Source organism: Microbacterium trichothecenolyticum (genome assembly GCF_000956465.1).
Classification (GTDB): Bacteria; Actinomycetota; Actinomycetes; order Actinomycetales; family Microbacteriaceae; genus Microbacterium; species Microbacterium trichothecenolyticum.
This window is the reverse complement of record NZ_JYJA01000022.1, coordinates 42008-62525: the sequence shown is the minus strand read 5'-3', so window position 1 is coordinate 62525 and position 20518 is coordinate 42008. Positions and strand designations below refer to the sequence as shown.

Annotated in this window: 20 protein-coding genes and 3 tRNA genes; 6 read left to right on the top strand and 17 right to left on the bottom strand. The window is 69.0% G+C overall.

The genetic code is table 11. The annotated features are described in order from the left end of the window. Positions 1–558 precede the first annotated feature (558 nt). The 3 genes from RS82_RS02545 to RS82_RS02535 all read right to left on the bottom strand — a co-directional run bounded on the left by RS82_RS02545 (position 559) and on the right by RS82_RS02535 (position 4999). A complete protein-coding gene (locus RS82_RS02545; protein WP_052676663.1) occupies positions 559–1566 on the bottom strand; it encodes a TIGR00341 family protein in 1008 nt (335 codons plus the stop codon). Between the two features lie 221 nt (positions 1567–1787). Beyond that, positions 1788–3656 (bottom strand): alkyl/aryl-sulfatase, encoded by a 1869-nt coding sequence (locus tag RS82_RS02540; protein WP_045296694.1) that lies wholly within the window; start codon positions 3654–3656, stop codon positions 1788–1790. A gap of 158 nt (positions 3657–3814) precedes the next feature. Beyond that, complete coding sequence (locus RS82_RS02535) at positions 3815–4999, bottom strand: IS110 family RNA-guided transposase (protein WP_045296693.1); 1185 nt, start codon at positions 4997–4999, stop codon at positions 3815–3817. A 551-nt stretch (positions 5000–5550) separates the two neighbouring features. On the opposite strand from RS82_RS02535, the gene RS82_RS02530 reads away from it, so the two are divergent. Genes RS82_RS02530 through RS82_RS02520 form a run of 3 tightly spaced genes read left to right on the top strand, consistent with a single transcriptional unit; the run spans position 5551 to position 7372 of the window. Beyond that, positions 5551–5805, top strand: coding sequence for a hypothetical protein (locus RS82_RS02530; RefSeq protein WP_157005319.1), 255 nt, complete (start codon positions 5551–5553; stop codon positions 5803–5805). Continuing rightward, the gene (locus RS82_RS02525) at positions 5802–6794 is read left to right on the top strand and encodes a zeta toxin family protein (RefSeq protein WP_045296691.1); all 993 of its coding nucleotides are present in this window, start codon (positions 5802–5804) and stop codon (positions 6792–6794) included. The genes RS82_RS02530 and RS82_RS02525 overlap by 4 nt, the downstream gene beginning before the upstream one ends. Beyond that, positions 6791–7372, top strand: a complete 582-nt coding sequence (locus RS82_RS02520; protein ID WP_052676662.1) for a recombinase family protein — start codon at positions 6791–6793, stop codon at positions 7370–7372. Before RS82_RS02525 ends, RS82_RS02520 begins: the two co-directional genes overlap by 4 nt. Here the strand turns inward: RS82_RS02520 and RS82_RS02515 are convergent. From RS82_RS02515 to RS82_RS21285, 7 genes are read right to left on the bottom strand one after another with little or no spacing between them, the layout of a single operon-like run. Continuing rightward, a complete protein-coding gene (locus tag RS82_RS02515; protein WP_045296690.1) occupies positions 7369–7710 on the bottom strand; it encodes a hypothetical protein in 342 nt (113 codons plus the stop codon). The genes RS82_RS02520 and RS82_RS02515 overlap by 4 nt on opposite strands. 31 nt (positions 7711–7741) lie before the next feature. Continuing rightward, positions 7742–7957, bottom strand: coding sequence for a hypothetical protein (locus RS82_RS02510; protein ID WP_045296689.1), 216 nt, complete (start codon positions 7955–7957; stop codon positions 7742–7744). A 36-nt stretch (positions 7958–7993) separates the two neighbouring features. Beyond that, entirely contained in the window at positions 7994–8299 is a 306-nt protein-coding gene (locus RS82_RS02505) for a hypothetical protein (RefSeq protein WP_157005316.1), read from the bottom strand. Then, positions 8296–9372 carry a hypothetical protein gene (locus tag RS82_RS02500; RefSeq protein ID WP_045296687.1) on the bottom strand — a complete coding sequence of 359 codons (1077 nt, stop codon included), beginning with the start codon at positions 9370–9372 and terminating at the stop codon, positions 8296–8298. The genes RS82_RS02505 and RS82_RS02500 overlap by 4 nt, the downstream gene beginning before the upstream one ends. Next, positions 9369–9887, bottom strand: coding sequence for a hypothetical protein (locus tag RS82_RS21620; protein WP_211255844.1), 519 nt, complete (start codon positions 9885–9887; stop codon positions 9369–9371). The genes RS82_RS02500 and RS82_RS21620 overlap by 4 nt, the downstream gene beginning before the upstream one ends. Next, entirely contained in the window at positions 9884–10588 is a 705-nt protein-coding gene (locus RS82_RS02490; RefSeq protein WP_084695423.1) for a ParA family protein, read from the bottom strand. Before RS82_RS02490 ends, RS82_RS21620 begins: the two co-directional genes overlap by 4 nt. Beyond that, a complete protein-coding gene (locus tag RS82_RS21285) occupies positions 10581–10805 on the bottom strand; it encodes a hypothetical protein (protein ID WP_109211346.1) in 225 nt (74 codons plus the stop codon). The genes RS82_RS02490 and RS82_RS21285 overlap by 8 nt, the downstream gene beginning before the upstream one ends. A gap of 151 nt (positions 10806–10956) precedes the next feature. Between RS82_RS21285 and RS82_RS02485 the strand changes: the two genes are divergently transcribed. Both RS82_RS02485 and RS82_RS02480 read left to right on the top strand, forming a co-directional pair. Further along, positions 10957–11511 carry a hypothetical protein gene (locus RS82_RS02485; RefSeq protein WP_045296684.1) on the top strand — a complete coding sequence of 185 codons (555 nt, stop codon included), beginning with the start codon at positions 10957–10959 and terminating at the stop codon, positions 11509–11511. A 27-nt stretch (positions 11512–11538) separates the two neighbouring features. Further along, positions 11539–12669 (top strand): site-specific integrase, encoded by a 1131-nt coding sequence (locus RS82_RS02480; RefSeq protein WP_045296682.1) that lies wholly within the window; start codon positions 11539–11541, stop codon positions 12667–12669. Between the two features lie 120 nt (positions 12670–12789). Here the strand turns inward: RS82_RS02480 and RS82_RS02475 are convergent. From RS82_RS02475 to RS82_RS02455, 4 genes are all read right to left on the bottom strand, one after another. Continuing rightward, positions 12790–12863 (bottom strand) — tRNA-Met (locus tag RS82_RS02475). A gap of 34 nt (positions 12864–12897) precedes the next feature. Continuing rightward, positions 12898–12969: transfer RNA gene (locus RS82_RS02470), tRNA-Thr, on the bottom strand. A gap of 62 nt (positions 12970–13031) precedes the next feature. Continuing rightward, entirely contained in the window at positions 13032–14933 is a 1902-nt protein-coding gene (locus RS82_RS02465) for a M23 family metallopeptidase (protein WP_245619491.1), read from the bottom strand. A 225-nt stretch (positions 14934–15158) separates the two neighbouring features. Next, complete coding sequence (locus RS82_RS02455) at positions 15159–15965, bottom strand: inositol monophosphatase family protein (protein WP_045296681.1); 807 nt, start codon at positions 15963–15965, stop codon at positions 15159–15161. A 59-nt stretch (positions 15966–16024) separates the two neighbouring features. On the opposite strand from RS82_RS02455, the gene RS82_RS02450 reads away from it, so the two are divergent. Next, positions 16025–17617 (top strand): phytoene desaturase family protein, encoded by a 1593-nt coding sequence (locus tag RS82_RS02450; protein WP_045296680.1) that lies wholly within the window; start codon positions 16025–16027, stop codon positions 17615–17617. A gap of 157 nt (positions 17618–17774) precedes the next feature. Here the strand turns inward: RS82_RS02450 and RS82_RS02445 are convergent, their stop codons facing one another. From RS82_RS02445 to RS82_RS02435, 3 genes are all read right to left on the bottom strand, one after another. Next, the gene (locus RS82_RS02445) at positions 17775–18776 is read right to left on the bottom strand and encodes a hypothetical protein (protein WP_045296678.1); all 1002 of its coding nucleotides are present in this window, start codon (positions 18774–18776) and stop codon (positions 17775–17777) included. 159 nt (positions 18777–18935) lie between these two features. After that, on the bottom strand, positions 18936–19964 hold the full coding sequence (locus RS82_RS02440) for a CE1 family esterase (RefSeq protein WP_052676661.1): 1029 nt from the start codon (positions 19962–19964) through the stop codon (positions 18936–18938). Between the two features lie 393 nt (positions 19965–20357). After that, a tRNA-Tyr gene (locus RS82_RS02435) sits at positions 20358–20439 on the bottom strand. Positions 20440–20518: the final 79 nt, after the last annotated feature.

The following is a 20518-nucleotide window of genomic DNA, read 5'->3' as shown; positions in this document are numbered from 1 at the left end:
TTGTTTGCCGGGAATCTCAATCAGGTTTGTCAAGCCGAGGCGGGCTCGATCGGTCCTGGCTGTCCTCACTCCCCCAGTGCTCTTCGCCTGGAAGGCACGTAGTGCCGCGAAGGGGCGGCGTCGGGAGTGCAACCCGAAGGGTGGCGGGGGGAGAGAATCTCGGCGCGAAACAAGGGAGCGCAGCGACCGCGTGCCGAGAATCTCGGAGGAGCCAGCGGCTTGCCGCTTGCGCGGACGCCACCGGCCCGTATGCTGCCGAAGGCTTCCAGACGAAAACGCGCCCAGCGCAGAGAGCACATCGGCCGCAGGCCGGCCACCGCCTGGACCCTACGGGTGATGCCCCGGTTGCATTCCAGTCGTCCGCGGTTTCTAACGAGGCGCCCACAGGACGGCGGGCGATCCAATGGACTCGGTCCCGGCTTGCGTGGACCCCGTTAGCGAGCGCGAGTCTCGAGCGGAGTCGGGTGGCCGCTGATGCAGTGGTTCTGGTGCTGAGCGGGAAGCGCCTCCTGGCCGGCCGTCGGAGCCGGTCTCGATCAGCAGTGGCGGTACGCAGGCCTACTGAATCGTGACCTCCACGCCCTGCCCGACGTCCACAACAACGCCGAGGAACGACGGGATCACGCTCGCGAGAGAATCGCGGAAATCGTCTATCGGCGGCGTCTGTCCGTCGTCGGTTGTGACCTCGACAGTGGCGGTTGTCCCGGACCAGTCGACACCGTAGACACGGGCGCCGTCGTCGTCGGCGAGCCAGTCGCTGGCCGCGTCCTGGATGCTCACCGACCACCGCGCCAACGCGACGGAGACGATCGAGTTCGCCACAAGCGGCAGGGCGATGACAACTGTGAGGACAGAGACGATGATGTAGGCGCGGCGACGGTTCGCCACCGGAGACGATCCGGGGTCGCGCGCATAGCCGGCCAGAGTGAACACGATGCTGCCGGCGATGATCAGGGCAAGCACGTTCGAGAGGAACAGCCACAGCGCGCCGAGAGCGTCCGCCCATAGGCCCTGTCCGGCGCAGACGCCGACGACACCCAGCGGCGGCACGAGCGAGATCGCTATGGCGACGCCGGGGAGGATTGCGCTGAGGTCCCTGCGACACATCGCGAATCCGCCCGCGAACCCGGTCGCTAGTGCCGCGAGGAGGTCCATGAAGCTCGGCGATGTCCGACCCAGCACCTGCGAGTTGGTCTCCAGACTTTCGGGTGTCGCGACGAACACTGAGAACGCAAGGCCCAACACGACCACGATGGCAAGGCCCAGCAGTACCCACAGGATGGACCGCACGACGAGGCTGAGGTGGCCTGTCACGATGCCGAGGCCGATCGCGAGGATCGGGGTTCCGAGCGGCGCGATGATCATGGCACCGATGACGGTCGCGGTCGAGTCGGTCAGCACCCCGGCGATCGCGATGATCCCGGCGAGGGTCAGCATGATGAGGAACCCGCTGCGCTTGCCCGCGCGGTCACCGGAGCCGAGGTCGAGCGCCTCGGTGACCTCAGCCGCGGTCTGCCGTTGCGTTGGCGGGATGAGCGCCTGGAGCATCTCCGAGAGCGTCGCCATGCGCACATCATGGCGTACACGCTCATGTTGAGCGCGAGCGGCGCGACGCTGCGTCCATTCTGGCGGCGTCACCGCATCCCATCAGCCGATCGGAGCGGACTTCGGACACACACCCTCAGTCGTGTACTGGTGATCGCCGGGCACGTGCAGGTGGGAGATCCTGCGGTCGCGTGGTTGCCGAAGAGGAGGACCGGCGGCCATTGTCCGCCGATCCTCCTCGGTCATGGTGTGACGATGTTGAAGGACTTGTCGCCCGGGTCTAGCACAGCCTGGAGTTGCTGCACGACTCCGATGTCCCCGACGATGCCGACTCCCGCGGAGGTGGTGTCGCCGCTGAAGAGCGCGAGCAGTCGCTGCTTGGTGAGCGTGAGGTGCAACTGCGCGTCGCCGGCCGGCTCCCTTCGAACGTAGGTGAGCAGCCCGTTGCGGAGGGTGAGACGGAAGGACTGACCGAGATCAGTGAGAGTGATGTCGATCGTGAGGTGCAGATCCCAGGCTTCCGGGCCGTTGATGGTGATTGCGACCGCGTCGAACAGCTGCTCCGGGGTGAGGCGCGCGAGCACGCCGGGGGCGTTCGTCTCGGTCGGGGTGCCGAAGTTGCCTTCGCGCAGTTCCGTCGCGGCGGCGAGGAAGAAGTTCCGCCAGGTTCCGTTCTCCGCCCCATACCCGAGCTGCTCGAACGTGTCCGCCAGTAGCGCCTTGGCGGCAGTGTTGTCCGGCTCAGCGAAGACGGCGTGGTCGAGCAGGGTCGCCGCCCACCGGTAGTCACCCTCATCGAAGGCGGCCTGCGCCTGCGCGATGACCTGGTCGATTCCGCCGAAGCCCCTCACGTAGCGTTTCGCGGCTTCGACGGGCGGGTGCGGCCACAGCCGGGCAGGGTTGCCGTCGAACCAGCCCAGGTAGCGCTGGTAGATCGCCTTCACGTTGTGGCTCACCGAGCCGTAGTAGCCGCGCGAGCTCCAACCTTCCAGGGCCGGCGGGAACTCGATGGCCTCGGCGATCTCCGGTCCGGTGAGTCCCTTGTTCAGCAGTCGCAGCGTTTGGTCGTGAATGTACCCGTAGAGGTCGCGCTGCGACTCCAAGAACGTGCGGATGTTCTCGGTGCCCCACGTGGGCCAGTGGTGGGAGGCGAACAGCACATCGGTGCGGTCGGCGTACAGTTCGATCGCCTCGGTCAGGTACTGCGACCACATGTGCGGGTCACGGACCACCGCACCGCGGAGGGTGAGCAGGTTGTGGAGGTTGTGGGTCGCGTTCTCGGCCATGCACAGCACCCGCAGCTGCGGGAAGTAGAAATGCATCTCGGCGGGCGCCTCCGTTCCCGGCGCCATCTGGAACTCGATGTCGACGCCATCGACGGTGTGTGTCTGACCGGTGGTCGTGATCGTGAGGGTCGGCTCGATGAGCGTCACCTCGCCCGTCGACAATGTCATCCCGAGCCCGGCACCAAGCTGTCCCTGCGGGCCCCGATCGAGAGCCGCCCCGTACATGTATCCGGCGCGACGGTTCATGGCGACACCCGCATACACGTTCTCCGACACCGCGTGCTCGAGGAACCCTTCCGGTGCGATCACCTCGACCGCCCCCGATGCGACCTCCTCCTCGGTGACCACGCCGAGGACGCCGCCGTAGTGGTCGGCGTGGCTGTGGGTGAAGATCACCGCCTTGACCGGACGTTCGCCGCGGAACTTGCGGTACAACGCGAGCGCGGCGGCGCCGGTCTCCTTGGAAAGGAGCGTGTCGACCACGATGACTCCGTTGTCGGTCTCGATCAGGGTCATGTTCGATAGATCCAGACCGCGCACCTGATAGACCCGGTCGGCGAGTTCGAACAGTCCGTGGGTGCGCATCAGTGTCGACTGCCGCCACAGGCTGGGGTTCACGCTCGTTGGCGCGTCACCGTCGACGAAATCGAACGATGCGGCGTCCCACACGACCTCACCGGCGGCGTTGCGCACCTGCGGGGAATCGAGTGTGCCGACGAACCCGCGCTTGTTCGCGTCGAAGTCGGCTATGTCACCGAACGGCAATGTCGACAGCAACGCGGTGTTGGTTTGCGCAATCGTCGCTGAGGGATCCTGCTGGTCCATGCTCATCCTCTCTCGTGGGCGAGAACACACCCTCCGCCACCCTTCCGAACCCGTGGAGCGAGCGCAAGCAAACTCGCCACCATAGCCGGTCTGGCCGGCCCATCTCGTTGAAGTCGAGGGTGTGTGGGTGCGGATCGGCGTGGAGCGAGCCGCGCTCCTTATGTGGCTGGTGCTGCGAAGACTGTCCCGTCGCGAAGGACGGCCCAGATGACGTTGATGCGTCGCCGCGCGAGTGCGATCAAAGCTTGCTTATGACTCTTGCCTTCAGATCGCTTTCGTTCGTAGAACGCTCGAGATGTTGGACAGTTTCTGGCTGCGATGAATGCGGACTGGAAGCAGGCGTTCAGTAGTCGGCGGTCGTAGCGCCGGGGACGGTAGTGGTTGCCGGAGATCTTTCCCGAGTCGCGCGGAACCGGCGCGAGACCGGCGAAGCTTGCGAGCCGGTCCGGAGTTTCGAAGTAAGAGAGGTCGGTGCCAGTCGCGGCGAGGAAGTCTGCTGCAAGTCGCGGCCCGAATCCGGGGATGGACATCAACGACGCGGCCAATGGGTTGGCGGGCAGGACCGCCGTAATCTCGGCCTCGACTTCCAGGATCTGCTCGCGGAGGCGGAGCAGGTCTCGAGCGATCGTGCCGACCAGTCGAGCCGCTGCGGCTTCGCCCGCGACCGTGGCATGTTGCTCGGCGGCAGCCTGGAGGGCGATGGTGGCGACATCCGTCGCCTTACGGCAGTGCTTTCCTTTCAGCCATGTCGTGATTCGACGATGCCCGACGCGTCGTATCGCGCCGGGAGTCTGATACTTCGTCAGCAGGATCAATGGCCCCTTCGACGTGGCGTAGTTGAACGCGGCCTCCAGCGTCGGGAAGTAGTGCAACAGGATCGCGCGCAGCCGGTTGACCGTGCGGGTGCGGTCGTGGACGAGGTCCTCACGTCGAGCGGAAAGCAACCGCAGCTCGGCGGTGAGGTCATCGACGGGTCGCATGAGATTCAGGTCGCGGCGGATGCGCGCCTGGTCGGCGATGATCACTGCATCCTTCGCATCGGTCTTCGCCTCACCGCGGTAAGTGTGCGCGGCGTGGTGGATCGCCCGGCCGGAGATGTAGTGCAAAGGCTGGCGATGCTCCGTGAACACCGCACGGAGCAATCCGGTGCCCCCATGGTTGAGGTCGGTTGCCCACGCGACCTCAACGCCGCCGGGCAGGCTCGCGACATCGCCCAGCAGAGTACGGATCTCGGGTTCACGGTTCGCGAACCTGCGAGACAGAAGTTTGTTCCCGTCGCCGTCGATGGCGACGCAGTGGTGGTGTGACTTGCCGGCATCGATTCCGGCCCATAGCTGCGGCACGCAGATGTCCCTTTCTCTCGGATGTGGGTGCGCGCCATCAACGACCACGCCGGCATGTCCTTACGGGGCGATCTCTCGCGCGATTCTCAATGAGCGGTCCTGCCGTTGCGGGATCCCGGGCGGCTATTCACGGCATGCCATCAGATGGGCAGAAGGCACGAAACCATACCCGGGACCCCTGGCGCGTTCCGAAGCTTACGGGCGCCCCGGATCCACAGGCTTCACAGTAAGGAAGGCACGAAGTGCCTGTTAGGGAGCGCGACGCGGAGCGTCAACCCGCCAGGGCGGCGGGGGAGAGAGTTTCGGTGCGAAATAAGGGAGCTTGCGACCGCGCGCCGGAAGTCTCGGAGGAGCCGGCAGCGAAGCTGCTTGCGCGCAGCGGCGCCGACCGTAGACTGCCGCAGGCTTCACGGCGAACAACGTCCGCCGACGGCGGGCGGACAGCACTGCCAGCCGCCCGCGGCTGACCACTGAGATCCAGGGTGATTCGCCAAAAGAGGCACCACACCCTTTTTGGGGGTTCTCGGTACGATGGGCCGCGAGGAGGGTCGATGCCCGGAGCGACCTCGCCATGGCGAGTCAACGATGTGGTCCGTTACGACCGGATGCGCCACAACGCCACCACGCTCACCGCGTTACTGGTCGCCGTTGCCCGTGCAGGTGACTATGAGGCGGAGCCGGCGCGGGTCGAGTTGGCGGGGTGGCGTCGTGAGGTGGGGGCCGTGGACGGGTTCGATCGGGCCGCGGTGGCCGCGCTTACAGAGCGCATCGACCTTCGGATTCGTGAGCTCGAGGTGCCGCAGTGAGCTCCCCGATCGTGGACGACGCGGCACGCGACGAGATCCTGCGTCGCGACATCCTGCCGCTGTACTTTCCCGGGGACGCGTCGAGCCCGGCACCGACGTTCACGCTTCTCGCCGGGCAGCCCGGCGCTGGACGAGGCCGCGTCGCGCTCGGTGACGGGGCGGACGCCGACGCCGCGGTCGTGACCGGTGATGACCTGCGCGCCTTCCATCCCGGCTTTCTCGATCCGAGGGGCGCGGTGTCGGCGGAGGTCGCGCAGGCGGTGGCGGGGTGGGTGGCCGGGTGCATCCGGTATGCCCGTGAGCATCACCGGTCGATGGTGCTGGAAGGGTCGTTCGGCAACATGCCCGCCGCGGCCGGCAGCGCGGAACGGTTCGCCGGGGAGGGGTTCACCACCCGGCTGGTCGTGGTCGGCTCGACGCGCGCGGAAAGCCTGCTGTCGCTCACCTCCGGGTACCTGCAGGACGTGCAGGGGCGGCGCCCGGCGGCGCTGACCGGCCGCGCTGCGCATGATGAGGCGTTCGACGCCACCCGGCGGCTGGTGGGCTCGGTGGAGGAGTCCGGGTGGGTGGACCGGGTGACCGTGGTCGCCCGCGATGGCCGCACGGTGTTCGACGGGACCCGGACCGAGTCCGGGTTCGCGGGGGCGCAGGCGGCGCTGGTTGCGGCGCAGTCGGCCCGCATGGGCCGGTTCGATGCGACGCAGTGGTTGAGTGAGCTGCACCACGTCACCGACTACGCCACCACGCTGCGGGCGATGCCGGACGGGGTGGCTGAAATGCTGGTGGACCTGCATGAGACGGCCCTGCGGGACGTGATCCCGCAGCTGCACATCCCCGCGGGCGGGAAGTTCGCGACCGCGATCGAACAGAAGACCGTCGCCGCCCTCGTCGCCCTCCGCCCGACCCTCACTCCCACGGCCGGACCCATCGACATCGCCGCCCCGGCGGTCGCCCCGCCGGGTCCGGAGCGTGGAGGCGTGTCGCGGTGACCCGCCTCGTCGGATACACCCGCCAGCTCTCCCCCGACCTGGACCCCGCCCCCGACATCTCGGCGTTGACCGCGGCCGGCGTGGTGCGGGTGTTCGTGGACGACCAGACCACGGACCCCCGCAAACGCCCCGCACTGACCGAATGCCTGGGATTCCTCGAGGCCGGCGATGTGCTCGTGGTGCCCAGCGCGGCGCACCTGTCGCACACTGTCACCCATTTCGTCAGCACGGTGGCCGCGCTGACGGCCCGCGGTGTCGAGTTCCGATCGCTGACGGAGCCGGCGCTGTGCACGGCTGTGGACAACGCGGTGAATCCCGCGGAGGTGGTCGCGGCGGAGGAGGGGTTGCGGCGGCGGTTGGTGAGTCTGCGCACCCGGGCGGGGATGGCGTCCGCGGCCGCCGCCGGCAAGCGACCTGGCCGGCCGACGGTGATGACGCCGGAGAAGGTGGCGATGGCGGTCGAGCTGCGCAACCTGGATCGGCCGATCACCCACATCGCGAGGGTGCTCGGCGTGAGCGCCAACTCGGTGCAGCGCGCCCTCGCCCCACTCCCCCGGCACCCCGACCCCGCGGGTTAGCGGCCCACGCCCGGCCGCTGCGGTTGGTGGTCGAGTTCGAGCCAGCTGCGCAGGATCTCCTCGTGGGCGCGGTCGTCGTCCCAGTCGGGTTCGGTCAGCGCCCACCGGTGCATCAGCCTCGCCGCGGTGTGGGTGTGCCTGCCCGCGTCGAGCACCTCCGCGAGTGCTTCCGCTTCGGGGAACTGCAGGCTGCAGACCAGCTGGTCGTCGTGGCCCGCGAGTCGCTCATCGAGGATGTCGGCGAGCCGGTCGATGGTCGCTTCCAGCCGGTCCCAGGCGACGATGCTGTCCGGGTGCCGTCCCGCAGCGGCGCGGGGGGAAGTCGTTGTGGTGTTCATGATGGTTCCCTCGTTTCGCGACGTCGGTGGGTCAGTTCAGCGAGGCAGGAAAGGTGGATGCGGCCAAGCCGGCCGCGAGCACGGCGACGACCGCGACACAGAGCACGGCGGCGCCGATCGTGCGCGCAGCGTGGAACGGATGCCCGCGGATCAGTTGACCCGCGGCGACCGGGAGCAGCAGCACGGCCAGGGTGGATGCGATTGCGGTGGCCGCGAGCAGCGGGATGAGGTGGGTGGGAATATTCATGGCGGTTCCTTCCGTCGATGCATTGGATGCCGGTGGTTAGAGGTTGTCGAAGGAGGTGTCGCCGCTGAGGGCGGCGAGGTGTTGGATGAAGGCTTGCCGGTCCGCGGTCGGGGTGGTGATCAGCGTCCGCACCGTGACGCGCAGGTCGGCGAGCTTATCGACGGGGAGCCCGGCGAGGGGGGCGAGGCACCAGTCGAGGTCCTCGGTGATCGTCCAGCCAGGCTCAATGACCTCTTTGGCGGGGTACCAGGTGAAGGCGCAGATCGCGACCTTGTACAAGGCGTCCTCGGCGGCGGCAGGGTCGAGCATGAGCGGTTCTCCGCTTGGCGTGGGGGTAGTCATCGGTTCATTCCCATCGTGGTGTTCGGGTTCAGCATCGGGTGCGGCGCAGCCGGGTCGGGGTCGAGGTGGTGTCGGCGTCGCGGGGGGTCGCGGTGACGGAGCCGGTCATTGACCTGCTTGCCGATCGCGTCCAACCGGGCATTCTCCACGGCGTCGCGTTGCTCGCGCTGTGTCGCGCGTTCCTGTGCGGCGAGCTGCCGGCGGGCCTCCGCGAGCAGTTGTCGGCTCGCGTAGCTGCCGTCGGCGGCGAGGGCGTGTTCGATCCGGATCCGTTTGCTGTCGCGTCCGAACGCGGCCACCAGTTCCGGCGGCGTCGCCCGCAGCATCTCCACTGGAGCGCGCGGCTTGCGTCGCAGCGCGGCGATCTCCTCGGGCGTCCGCTGCCGGGTGAAGAACGCGTCAGCGGCGGCCGTGTTCGCGTGGCGCTCCGCGGCAGGGGTGGTGCGGAGCCGGCGGGGTGGAAGCCCGGCGGCGAGGCGGCGTTTCTCGCGTTCCTTCCAGGCCCGGTTGCCGGCGAGTACCTTCGCCCGGTTGGCGGCGTAGTAGGCACGCTTCTTCGCCTTCAGCTCTTCGGCGTGTGCGGCGTAGTACGCGCGGGCTTGGGCGCGTTTGGGTTCCGGGTTCTCGCGGTGCTGGGCGCGGAGCTTCGCGTTGTACTCGTCCTTATGGGTCTTCCACCAGCGGCGCTGCGCCGTCGCGCGCATCGCCTGGTACCCCTCCGGATCCTCGGCGCGCTTGCGGGCCCGCCACTGCCGGGTGTACTCGCGGTGCTCGGCCTTGTGCGCCTCGTAGTACTTCTTCGACGAGGCCTTCTTCGACTCCTTCCGGCGCCGTTCGGCCGCCTTTTGGGCACTGTCTCGCCTGCTGTATTCCCGCTTCTGCGCGAGCACTTCCTCGCGATGCTCCGCGTCATACGCGGCCCGGTACGCGCGGATGTGGTCCTGGTTGCGTTCGCGCCACGCCCGCTTGCCCTCACGGATCCGGTCCGCGTTGCGCTCCCGGTATCGGCGCCGCACCTCGTTCTTCCGTTCCGCCTCGGCGCGCTCCTCACCGCTTTCAGCCGGGGCATTCATGCGGGAGCCGCCGATCCGGTGAGCGCGGGAAGTCCGGGACTGCCGAAGTCACGAACACCCGGCCTTCCGAATTGCGTAGGTGCCGGAGTCGGCGGGTGCGTCCGAGAGTCCGGAACACCCGGCGCCTGATCGACCGCAAGCTCGCGAGCGGTGACACCGTAAGTTCCGGATTCCGTGGGTGCCGGACTTCCGGACTTCGGGAGTCCGGAAGTCAGGGAGTACCGGAGTTCGTCCTCGGTGGAGCCGCGCAGCTGGTCGGCGTGGGCGAGGAGCAGATCGATCGCGACACGGATCAGCGTGTTCTCCGTGATCCGTTCCGCCTTGAACCGCCGCCGCCGCATCACCGCATCCGCCAGCGCCGTCAGCGCAGTGACCTGATCGTCGCGGATGCGGGCATCCTTCCGGGACAGCTGGGCGAACATCGGCGCCAGCGGCCCCGCGGACGGTGTCTCTGCGGCGACGCGGGCGCGGGCGTCACTGAGCTTCCCCGCGAGGTCGACCCGGGCCATCATCACCACGCCCCCGTCAACGCCGGCGACAGCAACCGCTCGAGCTCCCGGGCGATGGCCGCGATGTCCGCGATCGCACCCTCGGTGCGCCGGTTACGGCGCATGCTCGTGACCAGCTGACCCAGCACCGGGGCGTCCGCTTGCACCTTGTACTGCCGCAGATATGACTCCAGCCGTGGAACCCCCAGCTCGGAGTTCAGTAGCCCCTGCCAGGTCTGCAGCTGGTGCGGCACGCGCGGGTCGATCCGGTTCAGCAGCACCCCGTGACCCAGCTGGCGTGGTTCGATCAGCCGGCTCAGCGTGCGGAGGGTGGGGTCGACCGCGAGCGGCTCCGGGGTGACCGGTACGAGGGCGTAGTCGGCGGCATCCAGCACGGTCTCCAGCACGGCGGTGTCCTCGAGGCTGCCGGGGGTGTCCACCAGCACGAACTCGTAGTCCGCTCGCAGATCCCTCAGTCGGCTCAGCATGTTCGGGTGCTGACTGCCGGCGAAATCGAACGGCAGCAGGTCACGGGCGTTCTCCGCCCACCACACCGTGGATTCCTGCCGGTCCACGTCCACCACCAGCACCCGATGCCGACGCGACAACTCCGCCGCCACCTGCATCGCAACGGTCGTCTTCCCGACCCCGCCCTTCTGGTTCGCGACCGCAATGAGCGCCATCGATGGCGCACGGGTGCCCGACGGTGGCGGGTCGATCTCAGTCATCGGGATCGCCCCCGCGCTCGAGGCCTTCGAACCACACCTCGAGGTCGTCGAAGGGATACAGGATGATCCGCCCCACCTTGTAGTAGCGCGGCCCCGTCTTCTTGTATCGCCACTCCGCCAGCAGCTTCAGCTTCAACCCCGGAATCAGCGCGACCACCCGGTCTGGGGTCAGAAGATCCTTGTTCAGCACCGGTTCCCCCGGTTTCGCTTCCGTCATCACACTCCAGCCTTCCTGCCGAATAACTTTTGTGTTTGACATGAGTACACACTTAAAGAGTATTCTTCGCAAGAGGGAAGTGCAGAATTCAGTTGAAGTAAGGCAAGATGAGGAGGTGCAGGTCGACGTGAAGACCCCTGATGGAGCTCGCATGACTGCGAGCGACGCAACACAGTCGCTGGGTGCCGCATTGCGCATCGCGCCCGCGTTCGTGGCTACGGCTGTGGACTACGAGTCGGGAGTGGAAACCACGATCGAAGCGCAGTACCGCACCGACCGCGGACGCTACGTCCTCACGATGATCCTGAATCGAGCGATTGCAGCAGATTTCAGCGAGTACCGACTGAAGCACACGGCACCGCAGGCGATCCTTCAGGCCGCAATCCCGCAGTGCATCGCTCTGCAGCTCGACGACAGCGCGGATGCGAAGCGTACGACGGTCGCGGATCTCACAACAGGCGAGGGACGGATCATCCCCCCATGGCTCGCGCAGGCAGTCGTGAAACGCGGCGTGAAAGACGAACGGTGGGAGGTCGTCGAGATCCTCTACGGGACCGCCGCGCTCTCAGAACTGCCTCCCGTGAAGTTGATCGCGCTCGAGCTCGGCGTACCCGAACGCACGGCCAGCGATTGGATCAAGAGCGCGCGCGCCGCGGGGTGGCTGGTCGGCCTGACGTCGAACGTCGGCCGGCCCGCGGACATATAGCGCGCAGCGCGCGGATTCGAGTCAGTCATGGGCAGCGTCGAGTCGTACGACACCGCGAAGGGCCGCCGCTACCGCGTCCGGTACCGCACGCCGAACAACCGCCAGACCGATAAGCGCGGGTTCCGTACGAAGCGGGACGCCGAGGAGTTCTTGGCTGGCGTCGAGACCCTGAAAGCGACTGGCGAGTTCGTGTCATCCACGCACTCCAGGATCCTGGTGCGCGATTGGGCGCAGGTGTGGCTGAGCTCGTTGGTCAACCTGAAGCCCACCACGCGATCCGGGTATGAGTACACGCTGGGAAAGCACATCCTCCCCCGGTGGGGCAGCCATCGGCTCGGTGACATCTCTCATGCGCAGGTGCAGCACTGGGTCAGCGAGCTCTCTCAGCAGCTTGCCGCGTCGACCGTACGGCAGGTTTATCACGTCCTGGCGAGCATGCTGAAGTTCGCAGTTCGAGATCGGAAGCTGACACGGAATCCCGCTGAAGATATCAAACTGCCCCGGATCACGAAGCGGCGACGCGGCTACCTCACGCACGAGCAGGTCGCGGTCCTTGTGGAGGCGGCTGCCGACTGGGGCGACCTTCTGGCGACGCTCGCGTACACCGGACTGCGCTGGGGCGAGCTTGCCGCGCTTCGCGTCAAGAACGTAGACCTTGCGCACAGGCGACTGTCGATCGTCGAGAGCGTCAGCGAGATCGGCGGAACCCTGGCATGGGGCACGCCTAAGAGCGACGAGTCTCGCGTGGTGGTCGCGCCTTCTTTCCTTGTTGCGCCACTGAAGCGCCGCATGACGGGCAAGCGCGGAGACGATCTTGTGTTCACGACGCTGACGGGCACGCCGATGCGGAACAACAACTTCCGGCATCGTGTGTTCAATCCTGCTCTCGCGAAGGTGCGAGAGCAGGATCCGTTGTTTCCGGTCGTCACGCCCCATGATCTTCGCCACACGGCGGCCAGCCTCGCGGTCTCAGCCGGCGCGAATGTGAAGGCCGTCCAGCGAATGCTGGGGCATGCGTCGGCGGCGATGACCCTCGACGTATATGCGGATCTCTTCGATGAGGACCTCAATGCCGTGTCAGACGCGCTCGACCGGGAGGCGGCCGCACACTTCGCCGGCAAGGTCTGGCCCGAGCCCGACCTCGGTCCCCTGCATTAGGAGGTCGGCACGCACGCCTCGCGCAACGGTGGGCAAAATGTGGGCAAGCCGCAGATTGACGACTCCGAGCACATGAGCCAGGAACGACAAAACCCCCGATTTACCGGGGGTTTTGATCTGTAGCAGGAGCGGGGCTTGAACCCGCGACCTCACGATTATGAGTCGTGCGCTCTCACCAACTGAGCTACCCTGCCATACGCATCCAACGGTCACGAAATGGATGCCGCGAGCCCCGAGTCAGGATTGAACTGACGACCCCTTCCTTACCATGGAAGTGCTCTGCCACTGAGCTATCGGGGCGTGCTGCCTGCAAGCAGGCAACTAGAAGAGGATACCAGAGGCGTGGCACCCTTCCGAACCACTCAACCCACCGTGTGGGTCCCGTCGGTGTACTTCTGAAGCCACGGCCACGGGTCGATGGCGGTGGTGCCGTTGTCGAGGATCTCGAAGTGCGTGTGGGCGCCGTACGAGCGGCCCGTGTTGCCGGTGCGGCCGATGACCGTGCCGACAGTGACGTGCTGGCCGGGGCTGACCTGGAGCGAGCCGTACTGCATGTGCGCGTAGTGGCTCGAGACCAGCTGCCCGTCGACGATGTGGTCGATGATGACGTGCACGCCGTAGGCGCCGCCCGCCTCCGAGGCGACGCGCACGGTGCCGTCGGCGATCGCCTGCACGGGCGCACCGTTGCCGGGCGTGAAGTCGATGCCCTCGTGCATGCGGCCGGAGCGCATGCCGAACCCGTACGACATCGTGACACCGACCGCGAAAGGCCACTGGATGTTCGAGTTCGGGTTGTTGTGGAAGAGGTTCGAGAAGTTCTTGATCCCCGCCTCCGACGCGAGCTGCGCCGTGGTCGTCGTCGCGTAGTTCTCGGTGCGCTGGAGCGTGTCGCTCTGCGCGTCGCCGGGAGCGACGTATGCCTGGATCTCGGCCTCGTCCACGAGCGGCACGGAGTCGTCGCCCACGGCGAGAACCGAGAGCGAGGCTTCCGTGCCGTTGACGGCGGCGACCGCTTCGGCCGGAGTCGTCATGCCGACGGCCATGAGACCGACGATGCCGAAGACGCCGATCGAGAACGAGGCGGTGGCCACGCGCTTGAAGGCCGAGCCGCGACGGGCCTGCGCACGGCGGGGTGCTGCGTGCGGCGTCGACCCTGCCTCGGCCTCCGCCTCTGCCTCCGGCGCGGGCTGCTGGACGGGGGTCTCGCCGGTGAAGGCGAACAGGCGGGATGCGGCTTCGAACTCGTCGACTCCGGATGCTGCCGGCGCGGGGATCGGGCCGGTCAGGGGCTCGATGCGCTCGGTGCGAGGGCGCTCGGTGCGCGCGCGCGATGCGTGCGGCTCGGCGGGCTGCGAGGCACCGGCGTCGACGTCCGACTGGGCCGTGGTCGCCGTCTGCGACGGCGCTGCGACCCGGGGCGCGGCCGTCATCTGCGGCTCGGCCAGCTTCGAGGCGGGCGCCGGTGCCGGGGTCGGCTGCGGCGCGGCGGCCTCGACCTCGGCCGCCGTCGTGGCCACCGTCTCAGCGGCGTCGGCGGTGAGGAGGCTCGCGAAGGAGTCGGCCATCCACGTGGAGGCGCCTTCAGCCGGCGTGGCACTCGAGGCGGGCGCCGCAACGGCAGTGGAGGAGGCCGGCGACTCGGCGATCGCGACGGGCTCGAGAAGCTCGAACGGCTCGGCGGGAGCGAGGACGGCGTCGAGCAGCGGTGCCGGCTCTTCGCGGGTCGGCAGTCCGGCCTCGAACGCCGCGGCCGGACGTTCGGGCTCGGCGGGAGCGACAGGGGCGATCGGCGGCACGACGGCCACGGGCTGCTCGGCGGTCTGGGAGCGGCGCGAGCGCCGGCTCACCTGCTCGGCAGCGGGCGCGGCGGAGGCGGCGACAGAGGAGCGGGCTCGTGCGCGAGGCGCGACGGCGTCGATGACGGCGCCGGAAGCGGCCGGAAGCTCGACCGACGACGGCGCCGGGGCCACCGGCTCGACAGGCGTCGCGACCGGAGCCGGAGCCACCGGAGCCGGAGCGACCGGAGTCGCCGGAGCTGCGACCGCTGGTGTCGAGGCGACGTACGACGTCGCCTCGGGCTTCACCGCGGGGGTGGCCGCAGCGGCCGGCCGCTGCGATTCGATCGGACGACCCCACACGACCGCGGGACGCTCGGGAGCGGTGCTCGCCGCCTGCCGCCGTGCGGTCGCACGGCCTGCCCCGGGAGCCTCCGGCGTCGCCTGAGCAGGCGCTGCGGAGGGTCGGCTGGAGCGGCGCGTGGGCACAGATCCGGCCTGGGGGGCGTCGAAAGGCAAAGCGGAAGCGGGCTCTCAGGTCGTGCCGCGAGGGGGGTGTTCGCGACAAGGCGGTCTTCGGGCAAAGGACCCCTCCGCCGTTCGGGTGGCGAAGGTAACGATCGGGTAAACCCTACCCCGGGCGTCCTGGGAATGCCATGTGCGGCTCGGATTTCATGACGCGCGTTTCGTGAGGATTCGATGAGAGGCGCGTCATCACGCGAGTCCCGCGGCCTCGGCGAGGCGATCGAAGATCGCCGGAGTCGCAGCCACGACGAGGGGTGCACGTGGACCGCCGTCGGGCTCCGCCCGGCCGAAACGCCCCCCAGCCTCGGTGACGAGCAGCGACCCCGCCGCGAGGTCCCATGGGGCGAGCCCACGTTCGAAGTAGCCGTCCAAGCGGCCGGCGGCGACGAATGCGAGGTCGCTCGCGGCCGATCCGCCGCGGCGCAGGTCTCGTGCGGGCACCGCGGGCATGACGCGGCCGATGAGCTCGATGTCGCCGGGCCGGGTCGCCGGGTCGTAGCCGAACCCGGTCGCGAGGAGAGCACCGGCTCCCCCGACCTCCGGGTTGACGGAGAGCCGGTTCACGCCCAGCCACGCGCCCTCGCCGCGGGCGGCGTGGAACATCTCGCCGAGCGCCGGGGTGTAGACGACGCCGGCCAGCGCCTCCCACTCGCCGGGCGTGGGCTCGCCCCGCACTGCGGCGATGCTGACGGCGTACGAGGGGATGCCGTAGGCGTAGTTGACGGTGCCGTCGATCGGGTCGACGACCCACGTGACGCCGCTCTCGCCAGAGTCGCCGCCGGTCTCCTCCCCGAGGAAGCCGTCGTCGGGGCGCGCGGCCGTCAGCCGGGCGCGGATCAGGGCCTCGACCTCGCGGTCGGCCTCCGTGACGATGTCGGCGAGCGCGGTCTTGGTCGCGGCGATCGCGACGCCCGCCTCGCGGCGGGTCCGCGCGAGCTCCCCGGCTTCGCGGGCGATGTCGATGGCAAGGGATTCGAGGTCGTGCTCGAGGCTCATGCCTCCACGGTAACGAAGCGGCGCGCGGCTCGAGCAACCGCGTGGGTAGCGTGGAGCCCATGGTCGCTGCCGCCCAGTCCCGCCGCTTCGACGTCGCCATCGTCGGCGGCGGTCACAACGCCCTCGTCGCCGCCGCCTACCTGGCCCGGGCGGGACGGTCCGTCGTCGTCCTCGAACGGCTCGACCACGTCGGCGGGGCCGCGGTGTCGGAGCAGCCGTGGGCGGGCGTCGACGCCCGGCTCTCGCGCTACTCCTATCTCGTCAGCCTGCTCCCGCAGAGCATCATCGACGACCTCGGGCTCGGCATCCGTCTCCTCCGACGCCGCTACTCCTCGTACACGCCCGACCCGGCGGCTCCGTCGCGGGGCATTCTGATCGATACCGCGGATGCCGCGGCCACCGGCGCGTCGTTCGCGCGCGTCACCGGGACCACCGGTGAGGCGACGCGCTTCGGCGACTTCGCCGACCGGATCGAGCCGATCGCGCGTCTCCTCTTCCCCTCCATGACGCAGCCGCTGCATCGAGAGCGAGACGTGCGGGCGGACCTCGGCGACGGCCGGCTCTGGTCCGACCTGTTCGAGCGCCCCCTGGGCGACGTGCTGCGGTCGTCGTTCGACACCGACATCGCCCGCGGCATCGCGCTCACCGACGGCCTCATCGGCACCTTCGCCTCCGCCGACGACGAGAGCCTCCGCCAGAACCGCTGCTTCCTCTACCACGTGATCGGCGGCGGGACAGGGCACTGGGACGTGCCCGTGGGCGGCATGGGCCGTGTGACGGCCGAACTGTCGCGCGCCGCGGCCGAAGCGGGGGTCGAGCTGCGCACGCGGACCGACGTGACCGCCGTGACGCCGGACGGCGAGGTCACGCTCGCCGGCGGTGGCGTCGTGCAGGCGCAGCTGGTGCTGAGCGGCGTCGGCCCGGCGGTTCTCTCGCGACTGCTCGCGGCCGGCGGGGCAGGCGCCCCTCTCGCCGACGCGCCGGCACCCGAGGGCGCGCAGCTGAAGGTCAACATGCTGCTGAAGCGGCTGCCCCGTCTTCGGGACGACAGCGTCGCTCCCGAGGCGGCGTTCGCCGGCACCTTCCACGTCAACGAGACCATGACCCAGCTCGACGACGCACACCGCGCGGCGGTGGGCGGCAGCATCCCTGATCCCCTCCCGGCCGAGATCTACTGCCACTCCCTCACCGATCCGACCATCCTCGGTCCCGAGCTGCGCGCATCGGGCGCGCACACTCTGACGCTCTTCGGCCTCCAGGTGCCGCACCGCCTCGTCGACGGACGGGACACGGATGCTGCGCGCGCTGCGCTCCTCGACGCGGCCCAGCGCTCGCTCGACACGGTGCTGGCCGAGCCCATCGCCGACTGCCTCTACGAGGCTCCCGACGGCACGATGTGCGTCGAGGCGCGCACCACCGCCGACCTGGAGCGATCACTCGGCATGGTGGGCGGCGACATCTTCCATGGCCCGCTCTCGTGGCCGTGGGCGGGCGACGACGAGCCGCTCGACACGCCGGCCGAGCGCTGGGGCGTGGCGACGCAGCACTCGAACGTGCTGATGTGCGGCTCGGGAGCGCGCCGCGGCGGCGCGGTCAGCGGCCTCGGCGGGCACAACGCCGCCATGGCCGCGCTGGAGATGCTCGGGCGATGACCTGCCATGCCGTGGTCGGGTGCGCAGCGTGTGAACGCGCTTCGACAGGTCAACCGCGGCTCCACAGCAGGAATCGGCTCGAACTCTCCTGCAGAACCCCGGTTGACCTGTTGAGCGAGAAGGAGTCGGATGCTGCGACCCGCAGCGGGTCCGGCGCTCAGGGGCGCGGCGGCAGCGGCGGGGGTGGCGGGTAGCCCTCGTACCCCGGCGCCGTCGCCGGCGGCTGGGGGGTGGCGGGCTCGGCGAGCGCGGGAGCCTGCGGGCCAGGCAGCTGCGCGGACGGAGCCGGCTCGATCCGCGTGAAGACGTGCGCGCCCGGCGACGGGTACCCCGTGTAGTACGCGTTCCAGTCGGGCGAGCCGTCAGGCAGCATCGGCAACGGCGTGACGCCGTCGACGTACGTCGGCCACGGGAGGAGCTCCTGCGGGGCCGGAGCGCCGCCCGGCGCGGTGATGGCTGCGTGGGCGACCGGTGCGGCGAGGGCCGGGTAGGCGACGTGGGATCGGGGCTTCTTCGGCGCGAGCAGCACGTTCACGAGCGGCAGCAGCGCCGTTCCGACCGCCGCCAGGATCGCGACGGCGACCACGATGCGCCAGTAGAGGTCGGCGAGGATGAGCCACTCGCCGAACGCCAGCGGAATGATCAGCAGGGCCGCGAGGCCGACCACGAGGGCGATCGTGATGACCGCCACGGTGCGGGTGAACGGCGTGTCGTGACGGTGGAGCGCCTTCATATACAGGCGGACATGCAGCAGGACGAGCTGCAGGATCAGCACGATCAGCAGGAACTGGACGAACTTCGAGAATCCGATCCAGTAGTAGCGCTCCGGCATCCAGATCATGATGGCGCCGAGCAGGAGCGCGATGATCCACGAGGCCATGCTCGCGAGCGCGAACCAGGCCGGACGCCGCGGCGCGAGGTGGGCGTCGAGGATGGCGACCCCGGCGAACGCGACGAGCAGCAGGATCGTCAGGAACGCCCGTCCGATGAGGCCGTTCTGCCCACCGATCAGCACCCAGACGACGCAGACGAGCGCCGCGGCGATGAGGGCGCCGATCGCGACCCAGATGGCGATCCGCAGCAGCGGCGAGGGCGAGGCATCCGTCTGCCCTGCTTCCCCTCTCGGAGCGGGCGTCGCATACGGGTCGGGCGCGGTCATGGCGTTCCTCTCGTGACGCGGGCGGAGTGCCTGCACCGCCCATCCTGACATGCCGCCCGGCGGCGCGCTCAGGCGGATCCGCGTGGGCTCGACCCTCGATGATCCCGCGCATGGTTCCAGGCGCCGGAGCGGGTGCCCCGGCGCCTCGAACGAGCCGCCTCAGCCGCGGCGCGGGTGGGCCTTGAAGAAGTCCCACATGATCTGCGAGGCGCTGATCTCCTGCGAGACGGCGCCCAGCGGCGAGAGGTCGACGTCGGTTCCGGGCCAGGTGTGGCCCCCGTCCGCCACCTCGTAGAGCACGACGTCGGCCTGCTTGGCACAGTTCGGCCACGAGTAGGCGGTGATCCCGGCGCCTGCCGGCGTGACGACCGGGCCACGACGGCAATCGTTCAGCGCGGCCCAGCGCTGGGCGGCCAGCTGGACGGTGTATCCCCAGCGGGGGTCGGCGTTGCCCGGGTACGGGTTGACGAAGTCGGCGGTTCCGTGGAAGGTCACGACGGCGACCGGCCTGTCAGGGGAACAGGAGTCGGCCACGGGCCCGGAAAGCGCTGCGGGGTCCGGACGCCCGGCTCGAAGACCGGCGACCGGTGCGATCGCGGCGAAGACGTCGGATGCCTCGCACGCGAGCGCCGACGCCATGCGGCCGCCGCCGGAGAAGCCGGTGGCGAAGACGCGGCGTTCATCGACGCACCCGGCCGCGTCCACCGCGTCGACGACGGCGCGGAGGAAGGCGACGTCGTCGCGAGACCCGGCGGGAGGGTAGGTGCCGGAGGTCAGCGGCACGCCGGGGACGTTCCAGGCCCAGTTGCCGTCGGGCAGCGTCCGTGGGAACTCGATGTCGCCGGTCGGGTTGACGACAATGAAGCCCTGGGCGGCGCCGATCTCTCCGAGATCCGAGATATCGGCCTGCACGCCGCCGTTCGCGTTCGACCCGTGGAGGTCGACGACGAGCGGCAGCTCGCGACGCAGCGGCGCGTCGGGCACCTGGACGAGGACGCCATAGGTCTCTCCCGCGAAGGACACCTCCAGCGTGGATGCGCCGACGGGCAGGGTCCGCGCGCAGGACTGCGCCGGGCCACCGGCTGCTGTGGCGGGGGCCGCGCCGAGGATGATGCCTCCCGCCGCGAGGGCGAGGGCCACTCCCGTGGCGAGGATCGCACGTGCGCGCGTTCGCGTCTTCGCGATCATCAGAACTCCTTCGTTCTCGAATTCCGAGCGCTCGCTCGGTTTTCGAATGCTAGCAGTGCTCGAAGATCGCGTCGATCGCGCACTCGGAATATGACGGGCGCCTCATCGTCACCTTCAGTGAGCGCATCGGCCACTGCGCGGGAGCCGAGACCGCTCGCGCGATGCCTCGTCGGCTGATCGACACAGCTCTCGGACGAGGCACGGTCGTGCTGCTGACCACGGACGCGGGATCGTTCCTCGGCGTGGGGCCATGAGCGGTCGACGACGCGACTTTCGGGACGAAGGAAGGAAGCGGCCGACGTCACTCACTGAGCCGGCCCCCGCGCGCCTCCTGCGTCGCCGTCGCAACAACCGCGAAAGCCCCCGGTGGACCCGGGGGCTTTCGATTCACGGTGGCGAGTGAGGGATTCGAACCCCCGAAGTCGATGACAGCTGAGTTACAATCAGATCCCTTTGGCCGCTTGGGTAACTCGCCAGGTGCGCACCCGTCCGACTTTTCCAGACGACCGGAGGCGCGATCCACCATATTACGCGTAGATGCCCGAGGTCTGAAA

Excerpts from the sequence above, each read along its gene's own strand:
- RS82_RS02545 (WP_052676663.1), bottom strand. The coding sequence starts at position 1,566 with ATGGCGACGCTCTCGGAGATGCTCCAGGCGCTCATCCCGCCAACGCAA.
- RS82_RS02540 (WP_045296694.1), bottom strand. The coding sequence starts at position 3,656 with ATGGACCAGCAGGATCCCTCAGCGACGATTGCGCAAACCAACACCGCG.
- RS82_RS02530 (WP_157005319.1), top strand. The coding sequence starts at position 5,551 with ATGCCCGGAGCGACCTCGCCATGGCGAGTCAACGATGTGGTCCGTTAC.
- RS82_RS02515 (WP_045296690.1), bottom strand. The coding sequence starts at position 7,710 with ATGAACACCACAACGACTTCCCCCCGCGCCGCTGCGGGACGGCACCCG.
- RS82_RS02510 (WP_045296689.1), bottom strand. The coding sequence starts at position 7,957 with ATGAATATTCCCACCCACCTCATCCCGCTGCTCGCGGCCACCGCAATC.
- RS82_RS02505 (WP_157005316.1), bottom strand. The coding sequence starts at position 8,299 with ATGACTACCCCCACGCCAAGCGGAGAACCGCTCATGCTCGACCCTGCC.
- RS82_RS02500 (WP_045296687.1), bottom strand. The coding sequence starts at position 9,372 with ATGAATGCCCCGGCTGAAAGCGGTGAGGAGCGCGCCGAGGCGGAACGG.
- RS82_RS02490 (WP_084695423.1), bottom strand. The coding sequence starts at position 10,588 with ATGACTGAGATCGACCCGCCACCGTCGGGCACCCGTGCGCCATCGATG.
- RS82_RS21285 (WP_109211346.1), bottom strand. The coding sequence starts at position 10,805 with ATGACGGAAGCGAAACCGGGGGAACCGGTGCTGAACAAGGATCTTCTG.
- RS82_RS02485 (WP_045296684.1), top strand. The coding sequence starts at position 10,957 with ATGACTGCGAGCGACGCAACACAGTCGCTGGGTGCCGCATTGCGCATC.
- RS82_RS02480 (WP_045296682.1), top strand. The coding sequence starts at position 11,539 with ATGGGCAGCGTCGAGTCGTACGACACCGCGAAGGGCCGCCGCTACCGC.
- RS82_RS02455 (WP_045296681.1), bottom strand. The coding sequence starts at position 15,965 with ATGAGCCTCGAGCACGACCTCGAATCCCTTGCCATCGACATCGCCCGC.
- RS82_RS02450 (WP_045296680.1), top strand. The coding sequence starts at position 16,025 with ATGGTCGCTGCCGCCCAGTCCCGCCGCTTCGACGTCGCCATCGTCGGC.
- RS82_RS02445 (WP_045296678.1), bottom strand. The coding sequence starts at position 18,776 with ATGACCGCGCCCGACCCGTATGCGACGCCCGCTCCGAGAGGGGAAGCA.
- RS82_RS02440 (WP_052676661.1), bottom strand. The coding sequence starts at position 19,964 with ATGATCGCGAAGACGCGAACGCGCGCACGTGCGATCCTCGCCACGGGA.